The organism is Rhizobium sp. 11_C7_N12_5, assembly GCF_051811145.1.
In the GTDB taxonomy this organism is placed as follows: domain Bacteria; phylum Pseudomonadota; class Alphaproteobacteria; order Rhizobiales; family Rhizobiaceae; genus Rhizobium; species Rhizobium lusitanum.
In genome coordinates this window covers 3388936-3409262 of the sequence record NZ_JBPWPY010000001.1, presented here as the reverse complement: position 1 = coordinate 3409262, position 20327 = coordinate 3388936, and the positions used below count along the sequence as shown (strand labels likewise).

General features: G+C 60.8%; 21 protein-coding genes, 1 tRNA gene and 1 pseudogene. 4 read left to right on the top strand and 19 right to left on the bottom strand.

Annotated features, from left to right (window positions below; genetic code table 11):
* Nucleotides 1–3 precede the first annotated feature (3 nt).
* The 6 genes and pseudogenes from AB8B29_RS16700 to AB8B29_RS16675 form a co-directional block, all read right to left on the bottom strand.
* Nucleotides 4–1179 carry a divergent polysaccharide deacetylase family protein gene (locus AB8B29_RS16700; RefSeq protein ID WP_037195699.1) on the bottom strand — a complete coding sequence of 392 codons (1176 nt, stop codon included), beginning with the start codon at nucleotides 1177–1179 and terminating at the stop codon, nucleotides 4–6.
* A 226-nt stretch (nucleotides 1180–1405) separates the two neighbouring features.
* Nucleotides 1406–2734, bottom strand: coding sequence for a S41 family peptidase (locus AB8B29_RS16695; RefSeq protein WP_037195701.1), 1329 nt, complete (start codon nucleotides 2732–2734; stop codon nucleotides 1406–1408).
* Complete coding sequence (locus tag AB8B29_RS16690) at nucleotides 2724–4154, bottom strand: murein hydrolase activator EnvC family protein (protein ID WP_113118868.1); 1431 nt, start codon at nucleotides 4152–4154, stop codon at nucleotides 2724–2726. The genes AB8B29_RS16695 and AB8B29_RS16690 overlap by 11 nt, the downstream gene beginning before the upstream one ends.
* Before the next feature lie 200 nt (nucleotides 4155–4354).
* Nucleotides 4355–4837 (bottom strand): 23S rRNA (pseudouridine(1915)-N(3))-methyltransferase RlmH, encoded by a 483-nt coding sequence (gene rlmH, locus AB8B29_RS16685; RefSeq protein ID WP_037195705.1) that lies wholly within the window; start codon nucleotides 4835–4837, stop codon nucleotides 4355–4357.
* Between the two features lie 116 nt (nucleotides 4838–4953).
* Nucleotides 4954–5396 (bottom strand): annotated as a pseudogene (rsfS, locus tag AB8B29_RS16680) (ribosome silencing factor).
* A 164-nt stretch (nucleotides 5397–5560) separates the two neighbouring features.
* Complete coding sequence (locus tag AB8B29_RS16675) at nucleotides 5561–5860, bottom strand: DUF1330 domain-containing protein (protein ID WP_037195709.1); 300 nt, start codon at nucleotides 5858–5860, stop codon at nucleotides 5561–5563.
* Nucleotides 5861–6034: 174 nt separating this feature from the next.
* Here AB8B29_RS16675 and AB8B29_RS16670 point away from each other — a divergent pair, with 174 nt between their 5' ends.
* The gene (locus tag AB8B29_RS16670) at nucleotides 6035–6418 is read left to right on the top strand and encodes a winged helix-turn-helix domain-containing protein (protein WP_112440774.1); all 384 of its coding nucleotides are present in this window, start codon (nucleotides 6035–6037) and stop codon (nucleotides 6416–6418) included.
* A gap of 7 nt (nucleotides 6419–6425) precedes the next feature.
* Here AB8B29_RS16670 and modC read toward each other — a convergent pair whose 3' ends face one another.
* The 11 genes from modC to rplU form a co-directional block, all read right to left on the bottom strand.
* The gene (gene modC, locus AB8B29_RS16665; protein ID WP_113118870.1) at nucleotides 6426–7499 is read right to left on the bottom strand and encodes a molybdenum ABC transporter ATP-binding protein; all 1074 of its coding nucleotides are present in this window, start codon (nucleotides 7497–7499) and stop codon (nucleotides 6426–6428) included.
* Nucleotides 7496–8197 carry a molybdate ABC transporter permease subunit gene (modB, locus tag AB8B29_RS16660; protein ID WP_037195715.1) on the bottom strand — a complete coding sequence of 234 codons (702 nt, stop codon included), beginning with the start codon at nucleotides 8195–8197 and terminating at the stop codon, nucleotides 7496–7498. The genes modC and modB overlap by 4 nt, the downstream gene beginning before the upstream one ends.
* Before the next feature lie 87 nt (nucleotides 8198–8284).
* A complete protein-coding gene (gene modA / locus AB8B29_RS16655; protein WP_113118871.1) occupies nucleotides 8285–9082 on the bottom strand; it encodes a molybdate ABC transporter substrate-binding protein in 798 nt (265 codons plus the stop codon).
* A 558-nt stretch (nucleotides 9083–9640) separates the two neighbouring features.
* Nucleotides 9641–10222, bottom strand: a complete 582-nt coding sequence (locus AB8B29_RS16650) for a nicotinate-nucleotide adenylyltransferase (RefSeq protein WP_234903911.1) — start codon at nucleotides 10220–10222, stop codon at nucleotides 9641–9643.
* A gap of 37 nt (nucleotides 10223–10259) precedes the next feature.
* Entirely contained in the window at nucleotides 10260–11543 is a 1284-nt protein-coding gene (locus tag AB8B29_RS16645; protein WP_113118912.1) for a glutamate-5-semialdehyde dehydrogenase, read from the bottom strand.
* Nucleotides 11536–12705, bottom strand: coding sequence for a glutamate 5-kinase (proB, locus tag AB8B29_RS16640; protein WP_113118872.1), 1170 nt, complete (start codon nucleotides 12703–12705; stop codon nucleotides 11536–11538). Before proB ends, AB8B29_RS16645 begins: the two co-directional genes overlap by 8 nt.
* On the bottom strand, nucleotides 12702–13802 hold the full coding sequence (obgE, locus tag AB8B29_RS16635; protein WP_112440766.1) for a GTPase ObgE: 1101 nt from the start codon (nucleotides 13800–13802) through the stop codon (nucleotides 12702–12704). The genes proB and obgE overlap by 4 nt, the downstream gene beginning before the upstream one ends.
* Nucleotides 13803–14069: 267 nt before the next feature.
* Nucleotides 14070–14657 carry a GNAT family N-acetyltransferase gene (locus tag AB8B29_RS16630; RefSeq protein WP_092573083.1) on the bottom strand — a complete coding sequence of 196 codons (588 nt, stop codon included), beginning with the start codon at nucleotides 14655–14657 and terminating at the stop codon, nucleotides 14070–14072.
* Nucleotides 14654–15289 carry a GNAT family N-acetyltransferase gene (locus tag AB8B29_RS16625; protein WP_047637652.1) on the bottom strand — a complete coding sequence of 212 codons (636 nt, stop codon included), beginning with the start codon at nucleotides 15287–15289 and terminating at the stop codon, nucleotides 14654–14656. The genes AB8B29_RS16630 and AB8B29_RS16625 overlap by 4 nt, the downstream gene beginning before the upstream one ends.
* 128 nt (nucleotides 15290–15417) lie before the next feature.
* A complete protein-coding gene (gene rpmA / locus AB8B29_RS16620; RefSeq protein ID WP_037195734.1) occupies nucleotides 15418–15687 on the bottom strand; it encodes a 50S ribosomal protein L27 in 270 nt (89 codons plus the stop codon).
* 32 nt (nucleotides 15688–15719) lie between these two features.
* Nucleotides 15720–16037 carry a 50S ribosomal protein L21 gene (gene rplU / locus AB8B29_RS16615; RefSeq protein WP_034510937.1) on the bottom strand — a complete coding sequence of 106 codons (318 nt, stop codon included), beginning with the start codon at nucleotides 16035–16037 and terminating at the stop codon, nucleotides 15720–15722.
* 305 nt (nucleotides 16038–16342) lie between these two features.
* Here rplU and AB8B29_RS16610 point away from each other — a divergent pair.
* A tRNA-Ser gene (locus AB8B29_RS16610) sits at nucleotides 16343–16432 on the top strand.
* Between the two features lie 65 nt (nucleotides 16433–16497).
* Here the strand turns inward: AB8B29_RS16610 and AB8B29_RS16605 are convergent.
* A complete protein-coding gene (locus AB8B29_RS16605; RefSeq protein WP_047559473.1) occupies nucleotides 16498–16893 on the bottom strand; it encodes a cupin domain-containing protein in 396 nt (131 codons plus the stop codon).
* A 276-nt stretch (nucleotides 16894–17169) separates the two neighbouring features.
* On the opposite strand from AB8B29_RS16605, the gene AB8B29_RS16600 reads away from it, so the two are divergent.
* Nucleotides 17170–17826 carry a flavin reductase family protein gene (locus AB8B29_RS16600; RefSeq protein ID WP_439006610.1) on the top strand — a complete coding sequence of 219 codons (657 nt, stop codon included), beginning with the start codon at nucleotides 17170–17172 and terminating at the stop codon, nucleotides 17824–17826.
* 128 nt (nucleotides 17827–17954) lie between these two features.
* Here AB8B29_RS16600 and AB8B29_RS16595 read toward each other — a convergent pair whose 3' ends face one another.
* Complete coding sequence (locus AB8B29_RS16595; RefSeq protein ID WP_037195744.1) at nucleotides 17955–18872, bottom strand: DUF1003 domain-containing protein; 918 nt, start codon at nucleotides 18870–18872, stop codon at nucleotides 17955–17957.
* Nucleotides 18873–19352: 480 nt separating this feature from the next.
* Here AB8B29_RS16595 and AB8B29_RS16590 point away from each other — a divergent pair, with 480 nt between their 5' ends.
* A complete protein-coding gene (locus AB8B29_RS16590) occupies nucleotides 19353–20309 on the top strand; it encodes a phytanoyl-CoA dioxygenase family protein (protein ID WP_113118890.1) in 957 nt (318 codons plus the stop codon).
* The last annotated feature ends 18 nt before the right edge of the window (nucleotides 20310–20327 follow it).

Sequence of the window (20327 nt, the reverse complement as noted above, 5' to 3'; positions counted from 1 at the left end):
AGATCAGGGGTGCTTGGGGTCGTCGGCAAGCGCCGAGACCGCGACGATTTCGATGCCGCGCATGGCGGCTTCCTCACTCCACTTGCTGATGGCGTCGACGCTCTCGTCGAAGGCGGAGGCAACGCCGATCGCCGAGCCGTTGCGCCGGGCGATGCGCTCGAGCTCGTCGAGTTTCTTCATGACCGCATCCTGCTGCAATTCTCCGTCGAGCTGTACGTCGGCAAAGGCATGCGGCACCTCCAGCGTCTTGGCGAGCATTCCGGATTTCGATTGCGCCGAAGAGCCGTCGTCGAGGAAAAGCAGACCGCGTTTGCCGATGTCGCGCAGTACCGGCTCCATGGCGCTGGTATTGGAAAGGAACCGGCCGCCGAGATAGTTCATCACACCGGTATAATTGGTGATCTCGCCCATCGCCTTGTGCAGGTTGTCGATATTCTTCGTGGCGGATAACGATGTCAGGAGGGTGTCGGGACCCGGATTGTTGCCCGGGTAGTCGAAGGGTTCGAAAGGCACCTGAATCAGGATCTCGTGGCCGCCGCGCCGCGCATCCTGCATCCAGCGCTGCAGGCTGTTGCCGCTGGCCGCAAAGGCGAGCGTTATCTCTTCCGGCAGTTTCTCGATGGCGCGCTGCGTGCCGGTCTGGCTGAGGCCGAGGCCGCTGACGACGATGGCGACGCGCGTGCCGCGTGCGCCGGACCAGGGCCTGGCATATTGATCCATCGGCCTCAAGCCGCTCGGCCCCGTGATCGGCAACTTGCCGAAGGGCGAATCCTCCAGCAGGCTGTCGTTCGGCGTTGCCGCCATGCGGGGGTCCTGGCCGACCTGATTGGCGTTGATCAATACCGGGCCGTTGCCATCGCGATTATTGGGGCTGAACATCGTGACCACGGAGCCGTCGCCGGTGACGATGCGCGTGGTATTGGCGCCGGATTGCGGATCGACCTGCGTCAGGCCCGTTGCCGCCGGCTTTTCTTCGACAGCAGGCGCGGGTTCTTCCTTCTTGGCGGTCTCGATCGGCTGGGTTTTCTTGAGATCGTCGCGCAGCAGCGCCGAATAAAGGGAAAAGCCGGCGATGGCGATCAGACAGAAGCCGCCAAGAATGCGCCCGAAGGGCGGCAGTCTCCGCTGACGGCCGGGGCCGCGATTCTGTCCCAGCGGTGCATGCAAATCCGTTCCCAAAGTCCGTATCCGCCCCAAACGGGAAATTGTTCCGGCTCTGAGCATTCCGCTTTCCAGCGTTGTCACGCAACGGAAAACCGCGCCTCAGGCTCAAAGTGTCAAAACATGAACGAAACAGCTTTTGAACGAGCCCATACTCGTTCGATCGGGGAGAGCGGAACGATACGCGAGTTCCGCTCCCTCCTTATGAAAGCGCCGGGTCTGTTTCCAGCCCGGCGCCATTTCCTTACTTGGAGGAAACTGCCTTTTCCGGGTTCGGCGGGAAGGACGGATCCGTCTTGGCGCCACGCAGCAGGTCGAGCGCGTAGTTCAGCTGGATATCGTCCTTCGGATCCGGCGGCACATAGGCCGACGAGCCGGAACCCTTGTCGGTTTCGCTCTGGCCCTTGATGTGGCCCGGCAGGCTCGATTCGCCTTCGGTTGTCAGCTTACCCTTCAGATCGTCCGGCAGCGGCTGGTCGACCTTGACGTCGGGCGTAATGCCGGTGCCCTGGATCGAGCGGCCCGACGGCGTATAGTAGAGCGCCGTCGTCAGGCGAAGCGCGCCGTTGCCGTCTCCCAGCGGGATGATCGTCTGGACGGAGCCCTTGCCGAAGGACTGGGTACCGAGGACCGTGGCGCGACGCAGATCCTGCAGGGCGCCGGCGACGATTTCCGAAGCCGAAGCCGAACCGCCGTTGATGAGCACGATGATCGGCTTACCGTCGGTCAGGTCGCCCGGGGTGGCGTTGAAGCGGCGGGTCTCGTCCGGATTGCGGCCGCGGGTCGACACGATTTCGCCACGCTCGAGCACATCGTCGGCGACGTTGATCGCCTGGTCGAGCAGGCCGCCCGGGTTGAGGCGCAGGTCGAGGACATAGCCCTTCAGCTTGTCGGCGGGGATATCCTTCTTGATCTTGGCGATCGCGGATTCGAGGTCGGGCGTGGTCTTTTCCGTGAAGGAAATGATGCGGATATAGCCGACATCGCCGCCTTCTTCGCGCGACTTGATCGCGGCAACAGCGATCACGTCACGGACGATAGTGAGCTCGATCGGCTTGTCGGCACCCTTGCGCATGAGCGTCAACTTGATCGGCGTCTTGACCGGGCCGCGCATCTTCTCGACGGCGTCTTCCAGCTTCAGGCCGCGCACGGACTGGCCGTCGATGGCGGTGATGTAGTCGCCAGCGAGGACGCCGGCCTTGGCGGCGGGCGTGTCGTCGATCGGGGTGATGACCTTGACGAGATCGTTGTCCATCGTGACTTCGATGCCGAGACCGCCGAATTCACCCTTGGTCTGGGTGCGCATGTCTTCGGCATCCTTGGCATTCATGTAGCTCGAATGCGGATCCAGTGAGGACAGCATGCCGTTGATCGCGGATTCGATCAGCTTGTCTTCCTGCGGCGGCGTCACGTACTGGGCACGAACACGCTCAAAGACATCGCCGAAAATCGACAATTCCTTGTAGGTGGACGCGCCAGCGGCTTCCGCCGGCACGACCGCCGTGTAGATAACGCCCATCGCAGTCGCACCCATCAATGCGCCAACGAGAACAAGAGAAGCCCTACGTATCATTGCGTGCCTTTCCAGTGTCTTTGGAGGTCCACCAGGGTCGAGAATCGACCGGCTTCCCATCTTTTCTGAATTCAATGTAAAGCGTTGGCCGATCCGTTTCCAGCGCCAATGCAGTCGCGCTCGCGACTCTTTTTTGGCCCATCACGGCGAGCGGCTCGCCGGCGAAGACAAATCTGCCCGGACGCGTCTTGATCGCGTCCATTCCCGACAGCACCATGTGGTAGCCGTCGCCCGTATCCAAAATGATCATCTGGCCGTAGCTGCGAAACGCGCCGGCGTAAACGACCGTGCCATCGGCGGGAGCTGTGACAAGCGCATCGGGGCCGGTCGCAATGGTTGCTCCCATCGCCGTGTGGCCCGTGCCGTCGTCGTCGCCGAACTGGCGGAGAATATCGCCCGCCACAGGCAACTCCAACTTCTGTTTAAGATCGGAGAAGGGATATGCGGGCGCAATGCGGTTTTTATCGGGCACGCCGCTCTCGGCCAAAGCCTTTGCCTGCTCGCGCTGCTGGTCGGTCAATTGCCCCCTGCGGACCTCCTCCGCCCGGGCGGCGGCCGCTGCGTCCCGGACCGAGCCGATCTGGCTTTCCAGCGAAGCGACGAGCCCTTCGAGGCTGGTCGCCTGGCCCGCAAGCTCCTCGGCACGCTTGCGCTCGGCGTCGAGCTGGGCGGCATTTTCCTTGCTGTGCTTGTCGTTCTCGGCAACCAGCAGGTCCATGCGCCGCTCCTCCTCCAGACTGTTGGTCATGGTGGCGGTGAGGTTCGTCTTTTCGGCGGCGGCGGCGGCATGCAATTTGCTGAGATCGGTCAGGTCGGCGATGAGCTTGTCCGTCTCCTTGCGCATTCCGGGCACGACTGCACCCAGAAGAATGGCGCTGCGCACCGAGGCGAGCGCATCATCCGGTGTGACCAGGAGTGCCGGCGGCGGATTGCGGCCCATGCGCTCCAGGGCCCCCAGAACCTCAGCCAGCAGGGCGCGGCGCTCATGCAGGGAGCCGCGAATCTTGTCCTCCTTGATCGCGAGATCCGTCAACGTCTTCTCGCTCTGCTGGATCTTGCGGTCCATTTCCTTGCGGCGGGCGGCGCTGTCGATCAATGCCTGGCGCAGGCTGGCGGTGCTCTTGTCGAGGGATGCGATGCTGTCTTCCAGCTCTTTCGTCTTGTCGGAGGAGAGGTTGATCGTCTTCGACAGCGTCTCCAGCTCGGCGCGGGTTTCGTCGCGCTTGCGGGCGAGTTCAGCGGCCGGGTCGGGTGCCTGTTGCGCCGGCGCTGTCGTCGAAGGATGTTCGTCGGGCGCTTGTGCCGTGCCGGCATCGGCCTCCTGCGCCAGGGCCATGTCCATGAGAGAAATCGGGCCTGCCATATAGACGCCCACGCCAAGGCATGCGGCCAAAGATGGCAGCAGAAGCCGGGAAAGCATGGGCGGGGCTTTTCTCATCCAGTCGGTTCGGGCCTGGTCCCTTCGGATCGCGTGAAAATAAGCCGATTTGCCGCGATCAGCTAGGAAGCATCGTCATTTTTGAAGCAGGAATCAAAACACGCCTGTGTGAGCGTTTCGTTAACGCAAAATGACCGAAAGCCAAACTGTTTTCGAAGGAGGCACGTTGTCGCGATTGGAGGTCAGACCCGGTGATAGGGATGGCCGGAAAGGATGGTGACCGCGCGATAGAGCTGTTCGGCAATGAGGATGCGCACGAGTTGGTGCGGCCAGGTCAATTTGCCGAGGCATATGGTCATGTCGGCCTTGTCGTAGAGAGACGGGTCGAGCCCGTCGGCGCCGCCAATGGCGATCGTCAGGTCGCGCTTGCCCTGATCGCGGAACGTTCCGAGCATGGCGGCGAAGGCTTCGCTATCAAGCGCCTTGCCGCGTTCGTCGAGCAGGATGAGGACGCCGCCTTCCGGATGCGCCTTTTGCAGCAGAGCCGCCTCCTCGCGCTTGCGGGTCTCGCCGTTGGAGGCGCGGCTTTCGGCAACCTCGGTCAAGCGCATCAGCTCCAGGCCGATTGCCGGCCCGGCCTTGGCGAAACGATCGAGATAGCGAGCCGCAAGATCCTTCTCAGGGCCGGTTTTCAACCGTCCCACGGCAAAAAGACCTATCCGCATTCCCGCTCCCAAGCCTATCCGCCATGATGGCGGCACGAAACCAAACTCTTGCCGGACAGTCATGTCCGGCGATATGAAGCTGCCAACCGGGGCCGGGAACAGCGCCCTTGGATCGGCTAGTGCAGCGTGCCTTCGTCGAGGTCAGGCGCGGCCCACATCTTCTCGATGTTGTAGAACTCGCGAATCTCAGGACGGAAGACGTGAATGATGATGTCGCCGGTGTCGATCAACACCCAGTCGCCGCCATCCAGACCTTCGACGCGGGCGTTGCCGAAGCCCTCGTCCTTGAGGTCGGTCATGACATGGTCGGCAATCGCCAGGACATGGCGGCTCGAGCGACCGGAGACGACGACCATATGGTCTCCAAGCGCGGATTTGCCAGCAATGTCGATGGTAACGATATTTTCGGCCTTGGAGTCCTCGAGGCTTGCGAGGACGGCTTGCAGGGCGCGGGCAGCGGCATCGGCGCCACGTTCCGAGCTCTTCGGGATAACGACAAGCGTTCTCCCCTTGGCGTGTACTGTTGTCAGTGCTCTTCCTTCCTTGAGTAACAGAACATGCTCATACGCGATCTGAGTCGATCACGCTACAAAGATAGGCATCAAAGCATTAAGGTTTCAAGACGCACGCGGCCATCTATCGGCTGCGAAGACAAGGATTTGTATCAAAATCCCGCGCATTCGCACCATATATGGGCAAATGATCGCTCTGACGGCGTCCTCGCTAGCTTTCCTGGCTTATTCCGTCGAGAAGAATGAGGTTTCGGCTCAGAGCCCGATCACGAACTTCGAGAGCAAACGCGTATTCGGGAGAACGATACCAAGTTCTGGCCCGTTCGATGTCCGGAAACTCCACGACGATGATCGCTCGCGGCGCCCAGTTTCCTTCCAACTGTTCGATCGGGCCGCCACGCACCAGATAACGGCCTCCATAGCAGGCTATGGAGGCAGCGGCGCGGGTCCGGTAGATCTGGAAGGCGTCGGCATCCTTGGCGGTGACATCGGAGATGATATAGGCTGACATCTGTTTCCAATCCCTATGCAAAACGCAGTTTCTCGTTGCCGATATTGTCGGCATCAATGCGTCGTGAGGCTGAAGATCAGATAGGTCTGTGCCGTCGCTTGTCCATTCTAACCGCCATGTACAGGCGCGCGAAGGCCGCGTATACACGAAGGCAGACCAAAACGCCCAGATGCCATGACCGACACTCCGCAGCCATCGTTGAAGCCTATTCTCCGCATCAGTTTTTCTGGGCAGGACCGGCTCGGGCGCGGCAAGATGGAACTTCTCGAGCATATTCGTGACACCGGCTCGATCTCGGCCGCCGGCCGCGCCATGGACATGTCCTATCGTCGTGCCTGGCTGCTCATCAGCGAATTGAACCATATGTTCCGGGAGCCGGTCGTCGAATCGCAGCGCGGTGGCCAGAAGGGTGGCGGCGCTGCCCTTACCCCGTTCGGCGAAGAACTGTTGCAGCGCTTTCGCGGCATGGAAACGACCTTGCGGGCGGCGATAGCCGCCGATCTGCAATGGCTCGAAGCCAATCGCAGCGCGGCGGAAGCTTCGTCCGGAAAGTCTTGATCAAGACCTATTGTTCGAGCGCCACGGTCTTGATGACCGCATGGACCGGCAGGCCGACCCGCAGACCCAGCCGTTCGGCCGAGAACTGCGTGATGCGGGCGAGCACGATATCGCCGCCGCAATCGACCTTCACCTCCACGGTTCCATCGGCCGCCGCGCTGATATCGCGCACTTCGCCTTCGAGAATATTCAGCGCGCTGAGGCCTTCGGGCCTGGCTGTTGCCAGCATGACATCGCGAGCGGGGATATGGACGCGCACCGTCTTGCCGAGGGCGGCAGCTTGGCCGGGCACGAAGAGTTTCGCCGCCTTCAGGGCGACGACGGTCAGCTGATGCCGATCCTCCATATGCTCGACGCGGCCTTCCAGCAGCACGCCCGCGTCACGCCGGTCGATCGCCAGCGGGCCGGAAAGCTGGCTGAAGATATCGAGGGCGGGGCCGATCGCCTCCACCTTGCCGTCACGCATGACGACCACGCGGTTTGCCAGCCGCGCCACCTCGGCGATGGAGTGGCTGACATAGATGATCGGGATCTTCGTCTCGTCGCGCAGCCGTTCGAGATAGGGAAGGATTTCCGCTTTCCGCGCCTCGTCGAGTGCCGCCAGCGGTTCGTCCATCAACAGCAGCCGTGGCGAGGACAGGAGTGCGCGGCCGATGGCGACGCGCTGTTTCTCGCCGCCGGAAAGCTTGGCCGGCCTGCGGTCGAGCAGTGCGGCGATGCCGAGGAGATCGACCACACCGTCAAAGCTTTCGCTGCGCTCGTTCCTGGGCGCGAACCAGCGGCCGTAACTGAGGTTCTGCCGCACCGACAGGTGCGGGAACAGGCGCGCCTCCTGAAAGACATAGCCGAAGCGGCGGCGATGGCGCGGAACGAAGACCTGCCGGCCGGTGTCGGCAAGGACGCTGTCGTCAAGGCTGACGCGGCCATGATCGGGCCGGATGAGACCGGCGATGATACGGATGATCGAGGTCTTGCCGGAGCCGGAACGGCCAAAAAGGGCTGTCACGCCGCCGTCGGAGGTGAACGTGGCCTCAAGCGAGAAGGCGCCCAGCCGGTGGCGGATGTCGACGGAGAGCGTCATTCGAAATCCACCCTTCTGCCGGCGAGATGGGCGAGGAATTCCGAGGCGAGCAGGGCGGCCATGGAAATGACGATGGCGACGATCGTCAGCCTTATCGCGCCGGCATCGCCACCCGGCACCTGCGTGAAGGTATAGATGGCCGAAGACAGGGTCTGCGTCTCGCCTGGAATATTGGAGACGAAGGTGATGGTGGCGCCGAATTCGCCCATGGCCTTGGCGAAGGACAGGATCATGCCGGCGATGATGCCGGGCAGGATCAGCGGCAGGGTCACTGTCAGGAACGTCCATAGGGGGTTGGCGCCCAAGGTGCCGGCCGCCTCCTCCAGCTTGCGGTCGACGGCTTCGATCGACAGGCGGATGCTTCTGACCATCAGCGGAAAGCCCATGACGCCGCAGGCGAGTGCGGCGCCTGTCCAGCGAAATGAAAAGACAATGCCGAGATATTGCTCGAGCAGCGAGCCGATCGGCCCCTTGCGGCCAAAAAGGATGAGAAGGATGAAGCCGGTCACGACTGGCGGCAGGATCAGTGGCATATGGATGATGCCGTTCAGGATCGATTTGCCCCAGAACCTGCCGCGGGCGAGCAGATACGCGGCGGCGATGCCGAAGGGCAGGCTGACCAGCATGGCGACAATGGAAACGCGCAGGCTCAGCTCGATGGCTGTCCATTCATCGCTGCTCAAACCCAATGCGTCCAAATCCCGCCCCTTAAAACATCTTAGGCCCGCCATGGGTCGGCGAGCCTGGATCGTTGAACTTCTATGCCCAATATGCGGTGAGAATGCTCACCGCTTCAGGATCGTGAAGCCCTCATGCTCGAAGAATGGAACAGCCTTAGCCGATTTCAGATAGTCGAAATAGGCTTGCACATCCGGATTGGTGCTGTTGCTGGTGATTGCGATCGGATAGACAATCGGCGGGTGGCTATCTGCCGGAAAAGTGCCGACGACGGCAACGCCGGGATCGGCTGAGACGTCGGTCTGATAGACGATGCCGTAGGGCGCTTCGCCGCGCGAAACGAGCGCGAGGGCTGCGCGTACGCTTTCAGCGCCGGCGACCTTCTTTTCCACCGAAGCCCAGATGCCGAGCTTTTCAAGCGCTGCCTTGCCGTATTTGCCGGCCGGCACCGATTCCGGCTGGCCGATCGCCAGGCGACCGTCGCCGAGAAGGTCGGCCAGATCCAGGCCATGCTTGATCTCGACCGGCTTGGCCTTGTCCTTGGCGGCGACGAGAACGAGCTTATTGCCGAGGAGGTTGGTGCGGCTGTCATCCTTGATCAATTTCTTGCCCGCGACATAGTCCATCCAGTTGGTGTCGGCGGAAATGAAGACATCGGCGGGGGCGCCGTTCTCAAGCTGCTTGGCCAGCGGCCCGCTCGCGGCGTAGGACACGGTGACTTCCTTGCCCGTTTCCTTGGTGAAAGCGGCATCTGCATTGTCGAGCGCGTTTTTCATGCTGGCGGCAGCAAAAACCACGATCTTGTCGGCGGCGAGAGCCGGCATCGGAATGACCGAGAGGCCAAGCCATGCCGCTGATAGTGCGGCGGTTGCAAGCTTGATCCATCGGCGTCGGCTGGTTGCCATCTTATTTCTCCCCAAAGATATCGACATATTTCGAGAGATATAACGATGCGCGAAGCTTGGCTAGGGATATATCTCGAAAAATACATCGCATTGTTGCTATGTAACCCTACGAATTTTATGGGTTTTCTTTTCAAAGGCGCATATGAGTGGATTATGCTACGTCAAAAACGCATGACTGGATTCGCCCAATGGTTTGGCGAACGCTCACGAAACAAGACGTAACGTTACGAACCGTGGGTTCTGGCGCTTTTCCGCTCCGGCTTCTGGAGTCTGGGTGACGTTAAAAAATCAGACAATTCGCAAAAGAAGCGTTTTTTGGGCAGGAAATTTTCAAAGATATGCGTGGAATGCATTGCTGCAATGCGCAATCGGCCATTTATCTATCGGTGAAATCTGCTAAAACATAACCATCGAAGCGGCGATCTCCTCCTCCCAATGCCGCTAGATATGGATCGGCAACTCTCCTCCTCCCAGTTGCTGATCAGGTTTAAAGCCCGACGGATCCTCCTCCCCCGTCGGGCTTTTCATTTCTGGGAGTTTTCCTGAAAATTCAGTCGGTTATTGTGCCGCGCGCAGGGCTGTCGAGCTGAGCGCCGAACGCGGTCCGTGGATGAAAGTCCAGGCCGGTGCACGCTTCTTCCAAAGCACCCGGGCATCATCCTCGTCGACGCGGGCATAATGAAATGTCTTGGCCATCTTCGCGGAAAGGTAGGACAGCGTCGATCCCGGCCGATCGATGACAGCGATCGGGAAGGTGCGGGCGATCTCCTCCCATTTCTGCCAGCGATGGAACGTATTGAGGCTGTCGGCGCCCATGATCCAGATGAAATGCACCCGGCTGTTGCGGGCTTTCACGTGAGCCAGGGTATCGGCCGTGTAGTTCATGCCGAGCGCCTGCTCGAATGCCGTCACCTTGATGCGCGGATCGCGGGCAACCATTTCGCTGAGCGCGATCCGCTCGGCAAGCGGCGCAAGATGATTGTGGTTCTTCAGCGGGTTGCCCGGCGTCACCATCCACCAGAGCTGATCGAGGCCGAGCCGGCGAATGGCGATCTCGGCCACAAGCGCGTGGCCACGGTGCGGCGGGTTGAACGAGCCGCCGAAAAGACCGACCACCATGCCGCGCTCGGCATGGGGCATGCGCAGATAGCGTTGATCGATCTCTTCTCTCAGCACGTCAGGGCCGTATCTGTCCGGTGCCGCGCACGCGATATTTGAAGGAGGTCAGCTGTTCGACGCCGACCGGTCCGCGAGCATGCATCTTGCCGGTGGCGATGCCGATTTCCGCGCCCATGCCGAATTCGCCGCCATCGGCGAACTGCGTCGAGGCATTGTGCAAGAGGATCGCCGAATCGATCTCGGTGAAGAAGCGCTCGACGACCTCGGGATCCTCGGCAATGACGGCTTCGGTATGGTTGGACGAATATTTGCCGATATGGGCGATCGCGCCGGAAATGCCGTCGACGAGCGCGACGGATATGATCGCGGCCAGATATTCCGTCGTCCAGTCTTCTTCCGTTGCCGCTTTCAGGCCTGGCACGAGCTGCAGCACCTCTGCGGAGCCGCGAATTTCGCAGCCTGCTTCGGCAAGCCCGTCGAGCAGCGGCTTCAGATGCGTGGATGCGACCTTCGAATCGATCAGCAGCGTTTCGGCCGCGCCGCAGATGCCGGTGCGGCGCATCTTGGCGTTGACGACGATCGCTTTCGCCATGTCGAGATCTGCCGAAGCATCGATATAGATGTGGCAAAGGCCTTCGAGATGGGCAAAGACCGGCACGCGCGCTTCGGTCTGCACGCGGGCGACCAGGCTCTTGCCGCCGCGCGGCACGATGACGTCGATATTGCCTTCGAGGCCACGCAGCATGGCGCCAACGGCGGCGCGGTCGCTGACGGGCACGAGCTGGATGGCATGTTCAGGCAGACCCGCCACCTTCAGCCCTTCGACCAGGCAGTCGTGGATCGCCTGCGACGAGCGGCGCGAATCGCTGCCGCAGCGCAGGATCACGGCATTGCCTGCCTTGAGGCAGAGTGCGCCGGCATCGGCTGTCACGTTCGGCCGGCTTTCGAAGATGACGCCGATGACGCCGAGCGGGGTGCGGACGCGCTCTATCTTCAGCCCGTTCGGACGGTCCCAGGCGGCGATGACCTCGCCCACCGGATCCGGCAAAGCGGCGATGGCGCGAATGCCGTCGGCCATTTCTGCGACGCGCTTGTCGTTCAGCGTCAGGCGATCGACGAAGGAGGCGAGCATATCCGTGCCCTCCACATCCTTCAAATCCTTGGCGTTCTCGGCAAGAATATGATCCTTGTGGTCCAAAATGGCGTCCGCCATGGCGCTCAACGCCCTGTTCTTGCTCTCTGTGGAGGCGAAGGCCAGCGGTCGCGACGCAGCCCGGGCCTTACGGCCGATATCGCTCATCAGCGCTTCGATGTCGGGGCTTTGTGCGACAGTATCAAGCATGGGCTTCATCCCTCTTCAATTTCTCCGCCTTGGTCTTGACGGACGCGGTCATGACGAGGTCGTCGCGGTGCACCATGGCGGCGCGGCCGGCATAGCCGAGGATGGCCTCGATCTCCGCAGACTTGCGGCCGGTGATCTGGCGCGCCTCCTCGGCGTCGTAGCCGGCGAGGCCCCGGGCGATTTCGCGACCGGTAGGGCCGATCACGGCCACGGTATCGCCGCGGCCGAAATGGCCGACGACCTTGCGCACGCCAGCGGGCAGCAGGCTCTTGCCGGCGCCGAGCGCGGTCACCGCGCCCTCGTCGACATGCAGCTCGCCAGCCGGCTGCAGCTGTCCGGCGATCCAGGTCTTGCGGGCGGTGACGGGCGTACCCGACGGTGCGAACCAGGACGAGCGCGCGCCGTTTTCAATTGATTTCAGCGGCCGATCGGTCTTGCCGGAGGCGATGATCATCGCGCAGCCGGCGCCGGTGGCGATCTTGCCGGCATCGATCTTGGTGCGCATGCCGCCGCGCGACAGTTCGGAGGCGGCGCCGCCGGCCATGGCCTCGATGTCAGGCGTGATTTCGGCAATCGTATCGAGGAATTGTGCCTGCGGATCGAGATGCGGCGGGGCGGTGTAGAGCCCATCGATGTCGGAGAGCAGTATCAGAAGGTCTGCGCCTGTCATGGTGGCGACGCGGGCGGCGAGGCGGTCATTGTCGCCATAGCGGATTTCGCTTGTGGCGACCGTGTCGTTCTCGTTGATGATCGGCACGGCGCCGATCTTCAGCAACTGGTTGATGGTGGCGCGGGCGTTCAGATAGCGGCGGCGCTCTTCCGTGTCGCCAAGCGTCAGCAGGATCTGGCCGGCGACGATATGGTCATGCGACAGGCTTTCGGACCAGGCGCGGGCGAGCGAAATCTGCCCGACGGCTGCGGCGGCCTGGCTTTCTTCCAGCTTCAAGGCGCCGGAGGGTAGATCGAGCACCGAACGGCCGAGCGCGATGGCGCCGGATGAGACGACGAGGATATCGATGCCCTTGGCTTTCAGGGCGGCGATATCGGCACACATGCCGTCGAGCCAGGATTTTTTCAGGCCGGCCTTGCGATCGACGAGAAGAGCCGAGCCGATCTTGATCACGATCCGGCGATAGCGGTCGAGCGGCTTGCGGGCGGTCATCCCTGCTGCTCCTCGTGATCGTCGTCCCCCTCATCCACGTCGTCGGAGGTCTGCAGGTCGCGATGGCGTATCTTATGCGTTTTTGCCGGCTTGTCCGCCTCGCCGGCATTGGCTTCGACGATGACGTCGCGCAGCGCGCGCAACACTTCGGTCATGCCGCGGCCGGTGATGGCGGAGATCTGGAAGGGTGTCTTGCCGCAGGCTCGTGCCAGCTCGCGCGTCTTCTTTTTCAGCGTTTCCTCGTCCACCACATCGATCTGCGATAGCGCGACGATTTCAGGTTTGTCGGTTATGTTGTTGCCGTAAGCTTCAAGCTCGTGCTTGACCGTCTTGTAGGCCTTGCCGACCTTCTCTTCCTGGGCGGAAACCAGATGCAGCAGCACGCGGGTGCGCTCGACATGGCCGAGGAAGCGATCGCCGATCCCGACGCCTTCATGCGCGCCTTCGATCAGGCCGGGAATGTCGGCCAGCACGAATTCCTGGCCATCGATGGTGGCGACGCCGAGATTGGGATGCAGCGTCGTGAATGGATAGTTGGCTATCTTCGGCCGGGCACGGCTGACAGAGGCGAGGAAGGTCGATTTGCCCGCATTCGGCAGACCGACAAGGCCGGCATCGGCAATCAGCTTCAGCCGCAGCCAGATGGTCTTTTCTTCGCCCGGCAGGCCGGGATTGGCCCAGTCCGGCGCCTGGTTGGTCGAGGATTTGAAATAGGCGTTGCCGAAGCCGCCATTGCCGCCGGGTGCCAGGCGAAAGCGCTGGCCTTCCTGCGTAATGTCGCAGATCAGGGTTTCCCCGTCTTCTTCGAAGATCTGCGTTCCGACGGGCACCTTCAGCGTCACGTCTTCGCCCTTGGCGCCGGCGCGGTTCCGGCCCATGCCATGCGTGCCGATCGTCGCCTTGAAATGCTGCTGATAACGGAAGTCGATCAGGGTGTTGAGGCCGTTGACCGCCTCGACCCAGACATCGCCGCCGCGACCGCCATCGCCACCGTCCGGTCCGCCGAACTCGATGAACTTCTCGCGCCGGAAGGAGACGCTGCCGGCGCCGCCGTCGCCTGAGCGAATATAGACTTTTGCTTCATCGAGAAATTTCATCTTACGTCCGTCACCCGGTGTCGGCGCATATCCCTTCGGATCGAATGGGATTTAGAAAAGCCTATGCGCTCTTTAATCGATTTCAGCCGCCCTTTGCGCATCCATAGAGACGCATCGGCCGGCCATTTACCCGTCATGTTGCCTTCGATATAGGCGCTTCGGGCTGAGGTCAAAGAATATCGTGCGCTCGACGTGCCATAACATCAAGAACAGCCCGATTGGTGTGGCGTCATCGCCGGCGGCCGGCGATGACTGGATTTCAGGGCTTCACGCCGCCTGCGAGAGCCGCAGCGCGCCGGGCTTCAGCACGGTTTCGATATGCGGAACCATGGTGTTGCGGGCAAAGCTGTAGATCTCCGAGCATCCGGTGATCTCGAAGCCGAGCTTCTGCTGCAGCTTCAGGGATGCCGGATTATCGGCGAAGGCGCCGGAATGGACGGCGACCTCGGGCATGCGGCGGCCAAAGCGCTCCAGAGCCGATGTGACCGCCTCGGTCATGATGCCCTGCCGCCAGTAATAGCGGTTCAGCCAGTAGCCGAGATGCCACCGGCCATGCCTGAGCTCGATGCCGACACAGCCGATATGGGCATCATCCCCTTCGGTGATGGCCAGTTCCCAATCGATGCCGAGGCCGGAGGTGTGCTGGACCAGCCAGTCCAGCGCATCCTGCCGGTCATAGGGCGCGGGAACCCGGGCCAGCATGCGGGTGACGGCGAAATCGGACAGCGATTCGGCGATCGCGTCGGCATCGCCGAGCCGGTGCGGGCGCAGCGTCAGCCGCCCGGTCTGGATGACCGGCGACGGCCCCGGCATCAGCATCCTGTCATTGCGGCGGTTGAGAGCAAGCGCGTTCATCTCAGACCTCCCCAGCTGCGCAACGATATCCAGGTCTTGCGGTCGAGCCTGTACCATTCGACCGGCACGGAGCTGCCGAGCGCCAGGGATGCGGCAAGGCCGGACCCCTGGAACTGGAAGCCGCACTTCTGCACGACCCGTCTGGACGCGACGTTCATGACCCGGCAACGGGCATCGATCTGGCCAACGTTTTCGCGCGTGCGGAAGACCATGTCGATCAGGGCATGGGCGGCTTCCGTCGTATAGCCCTGGTTCCAGTGCGGTTCGCCCAGCCAGTAGCCGATCTCGACGGTGCGTGGATCGGCCGTCGGCTCGACGCCGCAGCATCCAAGAAAGGCGCCGTTATCGGCTTTGGTAATCGCATAGACGCACTTGCCAATCTCGCCAAGCTTCGTGCGTCGCACGAAATCGGCGGCATCATTGGTCGTATACGGATGCGGCATACGCGATACCATAGTAGCGACATTGGCGTTGTTGGCGAGATGGGCAAGGGCGTCGATGTCTTCTTCGTGGGGCGCGCGCAGAACGAGCCTTTCCGACAGTAAGACAGGGCAATCGGTCCTTAACCGCTCCGGCCTCAGCCGTTCTTCGGGAGACCTTGATTGGTCTTCCCTTAACAATTCGCCTTGCATGGTTCAGTCCTCCTTGGTTGAGGGTAAAGAAAAAGGGGAGATGGCGCCCCATCTCCCCTTTTTCTTGACTGAACCTGATGCGATCAGCCGGGTCGATGAGACGCCGGCTGTTTTAGAGCGCTACCGGCTTATTCCGCTGCTTCCGCTTTCGGCATTACAGACACGTACACGCGGCCATTGGCCTTCGTACGGTAGTTCACGTTGCCCGCGGTAAGCGCAAAAATCGTGTGATCCTTGCCGAGACCAACGTTGGTGCCCGGATGCCACTGCGTGCCGCGTTGACGCACGATGATGTTGCCTGCGACGACGTTCTCGCCGCCGAACTTCTTCACGCCAAGGCGCTTGGATTCGGAATCGCGACCGTTGCGCGACGAACCGCCAGCTTTTTTGTGTGCCATTGGAGTTCTCCTTTAAACCCTGATCCCGTTACTTACTTGGCAGCCACGATGTCCGTGATACGGACGACCGTGTGATGCTGGCGATGGCCGCGCGAACGCTTCGAGTTCTGACGACGGCGTTTCTTGAAGGCGATGACCTTCTTGCCGCGGTTGTGCTCGACCACTTCGGCCTTGACGGAAGCGCCCTTGACGAAGGGAGCACCAATCGCAGCGTCGGCGCCTTCGCCGATAACGAGGACTTCGGTGAATTCTACGATGTCGCCGGCGGTGACTTCCAGCTTTTCGATGGTCAGCACGTCGTCGGCTGCCACACGGTACTGCTTACCGCCGGTCTTGATGACTGCGAACATTTTTTGTCCTTTCATGTTCGTTCCGGCTCTCTTGCCAACAAGGACAAGTGGCCGTCTTTTTATCAGTCGAAACTTAGCAGGGATTCCAAAGGCTTGAGGCCCTCAAGAAGATCTGCCGGTGAAACCTCGCGCAAAGCAAGGCTGGCAAGGTACGGACTTATCCACACCTATTGCGTCGCACGGGATATATAAGCGCCCCTGATCTGTCAAGGCAAAAGGATGAAAAGCTTTCATATTCGCCCTTGCCATCCCCCCCGTCTCTCGCTATGAGAACGCCGCGCTCAAACGCGCCGACCAGCATAACCGGAGAGGTGGCAGAGTGGTCGAATGCACCGCACTCGAAATGCGGCATGCCTGCAAGGGCATCGTGGGTTCAAATCCCACCCTCTCCGCCATTCTTGGGCCTTGGTTGCCTATGTTTCTCAGATCGCGTGCCAGATAAGAATCGTCTTGAGATTGGTCAGTTTTCCGGAAAGCGATAGATCACGTCTGCAAAAGAGCCGGTCGGGAAGACGTAGAAAAACTTCAGATCTGTGCCCGATTCGTTGCGAATGCCGTGTTCGGCGTTGCCGGGAATGAAGACTGTCGTGCCGGCCTTGACCGTCGTTTCCTGCCCGTCGATCCGCACGATGCCTGTCCCCTCGAAGATGAAATAGATTTCCGACGGGTCATGCCGGTGAGGTTTGAGCTCGCCGCCGGGGGCAAGTTCCGCAATGCCGGCGCTCATGCTGTCGGTGGGGGTGATGTCGCTGCTCAGCAGCGTGTGCCAGGATATGCGGCCATGGATGGGGTCGTCCCATCCGTCGCGCGGGCGTTCTTCGGCCGTGGTGATAACTGCTTGCGATCGTTTTGTCATTTTGCCTCAAAACGGTGTTTCAGCAACAAGCCGAAACGGTGTCACACCGGCGGCGAATGTCAATTGCCCGGGCGTGGGAATCCGCGTCTTCGGCCGCCTCGATCTACCCAGCGACCAGACCGCTGCGACGCAAAAGCGCGAGGAAGGCCCGGGCATATTTGCCGCCGCCCACATCGACCGATCTGTTCTCTGATGTCCATTGTTCGGCCACGACCGAACTATTCCATGTGCCTGTTCGGCTACACTGCAGCTCAATAAGGAGAGTTTGCAATGTTGATGAACACAGCCTTATCCAAGTCCGTCGAGAGTGATCGCGAACATATCGTCATCAAGCCCAGCGTGCTCTATGTCGGCACGCCCGTCGTGCTGGTTACCAGTCTCAATCCCGATGGCACCACGAATATCTCGCCCATGTCGTCGGCCTGGACGCTCTTCGACCGCGTCGTTCTGGGCCTGACATCGACAAGCAAGGGTCGGGAGAACGCCATGCGGGAGCGGCAGCTGGTGTTGAATTTTCCCTCTCCGGATCTGTGGCAGAAGATCGAGGCGATTGCTCCGACCACGGGTCGCGATCCGGTTCCTCCCCACAAGGAGAAGATCGGATACCGGTTCGAATCCGACAAGTTCGATGTCGCCGGCTTTACGCCGCAAGCTGCAGAGCTTGTCAGTCCGCTGCGCATAGCGGAGTGTCCGATTCAATTCGAAGCCGAGGTCGTGGCGTCGTACGAACCCGGTGGCGAATGGCCCTCGGACCGGCCTGAGAATTTCCGGATCATCGAAGCGAAGGTGGTCTGCGTTCATGCGCACCGGAGCATCGTCATGCCGGGCAGCAATCATATCGATACGACGAGATGGAGCCCGCTTCTCTACGTGTTCAGGCACTATTTCGGCCTCGGGCCGGATCTCGGCCGCACGTTCAAGGCCGAGGCGTGACGTGTTCCGCGCTTGGGTTGACTATCTTGCGGGACCGAGATCCGCAGAACCGACTTTGGAGAATAGCCGGCTATCCGGCGCAACCATGGCCGCGGGGCAGGGCCATGGCCGCATCGGTCTTCGTCGCGTCAATTCGGCGAATCGTCGGGCTCGGGATCCTTGACCTTGCCGAAGAGGCTCTTCAGTGCACTGGTCTTGGCTTTCACCGCCTTGTTGGCCTTCATGGCGCGTGTGGCGGCCTTGGCTTGTTCCAGCATCATCTCGATCTGGATCTGCTGGATTTCGGTGAGCCGCTCCCATTGGCGATTGAGGAGATGGTCGACCTTTTCATGCAGGTGGCGGATTTCCAGTTCGGCTTTCAGGTTGACCTTGTAGTCGTTGAGCGCGCGCAGCCGGTCCTTTGCTTCCTGCCGGCGCTGGCTCATCATGATGATCGGAGCCTGCAATGCAGCGATCGTCGAGAGAATGAGGTTCAGCAGAATGAACGGATAGGCATCGAAGGCCTTGTTTTCGCCCATGAGGGCATTGATGCCCATCCACACGGTCAGGAACAAACAGAAGGAAATGATGAAGGTCCAGCTGCCGCCGAAGGACGCGACGATGTCGGCCATGCGGTCGCCGATGGAGCGGTGATCCTCGTAATCCTCTTCGATATTCTCGGCCAGTGTATCATGCGTCTTCAGGCTTTCGACGACTTCGTCTTCGAGGTTCGAAAGCTCGCCGCGCTCATCGGTCAAAAGTTCGGCGATATACTGGGCGCGATAGTCGTCCATCGCCTTGCGGCTGATATAGTCGTCGGCGCGAAGTTCGGGATGTTTCAACCGCATGAAATCCGCCAGCGAGGGGCGGAGGTCGTCGACGTGCACGGCATCTTTTTTCTTGAGCGTCTGGCCGGTGATGGCATCGACGAGCTTGACGGACTTTGCCTTCGCCTGGGCAAGGCTCTTGGTATAGTCGTCCATCTCCACCACGGTTGCGGCTTCGCCTTCGCCGGCATCGAAGTCGACTATCCCGTCCGCCGGGTCAAAGGTCTTCGTTTCTGTCATATACGGGGGCCTTCTTTCACGTTTTCCGCTCGTTTAGCCAATAATGCGAACAGGATTGTGACGGTTGGAAGACTGTCAAAATCGTAGCCGCCATCAAACTTTGTTGCCGCGAGGTCTCGATCCTGTCGTTCGGCTTGCGCTTGCCAAGTGTTTAATAGCGCCATTGTCCTAAGCAACGGCAAATGAAATGTCCCGTTCATGCGTCCGGCTACGCTGTTTTCGGACCGGAGGCCGTGAAAACAACCGGCCCGTGCGCTTTCGTGAGCATTTGCTAAATCGCAGCGTGTTTATGCGAAAAATTCTACCGTTTAAATCAGGATTGTGATTTTCCGCCCCCTTGACCGGGGTCCACCGGCTTCTATTTGCCGCAGTGCAGCAGAGACCCCCGCTGCAGCGAATAAATGTTTATGTTCAAAGAATTACATCAACAGGATGTTGGGCCTGTTGCGTGGCTTTTGCACATGTGCGGAAAGGATAGCTATGCACAATCCCCCGGCAAAAGACTTGGAGTCCATTGCTCGGCAAGGCGGTCGCTTCAAGCGAATGGCTGTCAGGATACCCACCTACCTGACCGATCTTCGGGAAAATCCAGCCTGGCTGCCGATGTTCCTCCTGGCGCGAACACTCCCGTTTCGGCGCATGCATTGGTTTGCCACCAGGCAAGCCGTCACGCTTCCCGTTTCCGGTGCTTCCATGTTCACCGGGCTCGAGCGTAACACTGTCGTCAACGCATTGCGGACGGATGGCATCTATTCGGGCCTGATGCTCCCGGACCATATCCATCGCGAAATCACAGAATTCGCGCAAACCACCGGCTGCTTCGGCAATTTCAACAGGAAGCTCGAATTCGTCGCGAGCGAACATAAGCAGGCGGAGACCCGCTTCGCACGCCCGATCCTCAGCGGGCATTTCTTCGAGCGTTCGCTCGATTGCGATGCGGTCCTCGCAGTTCAACGCGATCCGCTGTTGATCGATGTCGCCCGGCAATATCTTGGTGGGCAGGCAAAGGTGATTACCACGCGCATCTGGTGGAGTTTTCCGACGCAGGCGTCGGAAGCGGACAGAAGCATGGCTTCGCTCGACAAATTCCATTTCGACCTCGACGACTGGCGGATGCTGAAGTTCTTCTTCAACCTGGTCGACGTGGACGAGGGCACCGGCCCGCACGTCTTCGTCAAAGGCAGCCACAAGCGGAGGCGTGTCAAACATCAGCTCACGCTGCTTGTGGGACATTCGGCAGACGAAGTGCTCGATTATTATGGGCGAGCGAGCACCGTAACGCTGACGGGCAAGGCCGGCTCCGGCTTTGTCGAGGATCCTTTCGGCTTCCACATGGGCACCGTTCCCACGCAAAAGCCGCGCCTGATGATGGAAGTCGGCTTTGGCGTCTCGAAGCCGTCGCAACGCCGCTTTCATGGGGAACCCGTGCTGCGATAGGGCGCGGATTACTCTGTG

What these genes read in the sequence shown, in the direction of transcription:
- AB8B29_RS16695 (WP_037195701.1), bottom strand. Translation starts at nt 2,734, where the DNA reads ATGATACGTAGGGCTTCTCTTGTTCTCGTTGGCGCATTGATGGGTGCG.
- AB8B29_RS16690 (WP_113118868.1), bottom strand. Translation starts at nt 4,154, where the DNA reads ATGCTTTCCCGGCTTCTGCTGCCATCTTTGGCCGCATGCCTTGGCGTG.
- rlmH (WP_037195705.1), bottom strand. Translation starts at nt 4,837, where the DNA reads ATGCGGATAGGTCTTTTTGCCGTGGGACGGTTGAAAACCGGCCCTGAG.
- AB8B29_RS16675 (WP_037195709.1), bottom strand. Translation starts at nt 5,860, where the DNA reads ATGTCAGCCTATATCATCTCCGATGTCACCGCCAAGGATGCCGACGCC.
- AB8B29_RS16670 (WP_112440774.1), top strand. Translation starts at nt 6,035, where the DNA reads ATGACCGACACTCCGCAGCCATCGTTGAAGCCTATTCTCCGCATCAGT.
- modC (WP_113118870.1), bottom strand. Translation starts at nt 7,499, where the DNA reads ATGACGCTCTCCGTCGACATCCGCCACCGGCTGGGCGCCTTCTCGCTT.
- modA (WP_113118871.1), bottom strand. Translation starts at nt 9,082, where the DNA reads ATGGCAACCAGCCGACGCCGATGGATCAAGCTTGCAACCGCCGCACTA.
- AB8B29_RS16650 (WP_234903911.1), bottom strand. Translation starts at nt 10,222, where the DNA reads ATGCCCCATGCCGAGCGCGGCATGGTGGTCGGTCTTTTCGGCGGCTCG.
- AB8B29_RS16645 (WP_113118912.1), bottom strand. Translation starts at nt 11,543, where the DNA reads ATGCTTGATACTGTCGCACAAAGCCCCGACATCGAAGCGCTGATGAGC.
- proB (WP_113118872.1), bottom strand. Translation starts at nt 12,705, where the DNA reads ATGACCGCCCGCAAGCCGCTCGACCGCTATCGCCGGATCGTGATCAAG.
- obgE (WP_112440766.1), bottom strand. Translation starts at nt 13,802, where the DNA reads ATGAAATTTCTCGATGAAGCAAAAGTCTATATTCGCTCAGGCGACGGC.
- AB8B29_RS16630 (WP_092573083.1), bottom strand. Translation starts at nt 14,657, where the DNA reads ATGAACGCGCTTGCTCTCAACCGCCGCAATGACAGGATGCTGATGCCG.
- AB8B29_RS16625 (WP_047637652.1), bottom strand. Translation starts at nt 15,289, where the DNA reads ATGCAAGGCGAATTGTTAAGGGAAGACCAATCAAGGTCTCCCGAAGAA.
- rpmA (WP_037195734.1), bottom strand. Translation starts at nt 15,687, where the DNA reads ATGGCACACAAAAAAGCTGGCGGTTCGTCGCGCAACGGTCGCGATTCC.
- rplU (WP_034510937.1), bottom strand. Translation starts at nt 16,037, where the DNA reads ATGTTCGCAGTCATCAAGACCGGCGGTAAGCAGTACCGTGTGGCAGCC.
- AB8B29_RS16605 (WP_047559473.1), bottom strand. Translation starts at nt 16,893, where the DNA reads ATGACAAAACGATCGCAAGCAGTTATCACCACGGCCGAAGAACGCCCG.
- AB8B29_RS16600 (WP_439006610.1), top strand. Translation starts at nt 17,170, where the DNA reads ATGAACACAGCCTTATCCAAGTCCGTCGAGAGTGATCGCGAACATATC.
- AB8B29_RS16595 (WP_037195744.1), bottom strand. Translation starts at nt 18,872, where the DNA reads ATGACAGAAACGAAGACCTTTGACCCGGCGGACGGGATAGTCGACTTC.
- AB8B29_RS16590 (WP_113118890.1), top strand. Translation starts at nt 19,353, where the DNA reads ATGCACAATCCCCCGGCAAAAGACTTGGAGTCCATTGCTCGGCAAGGC.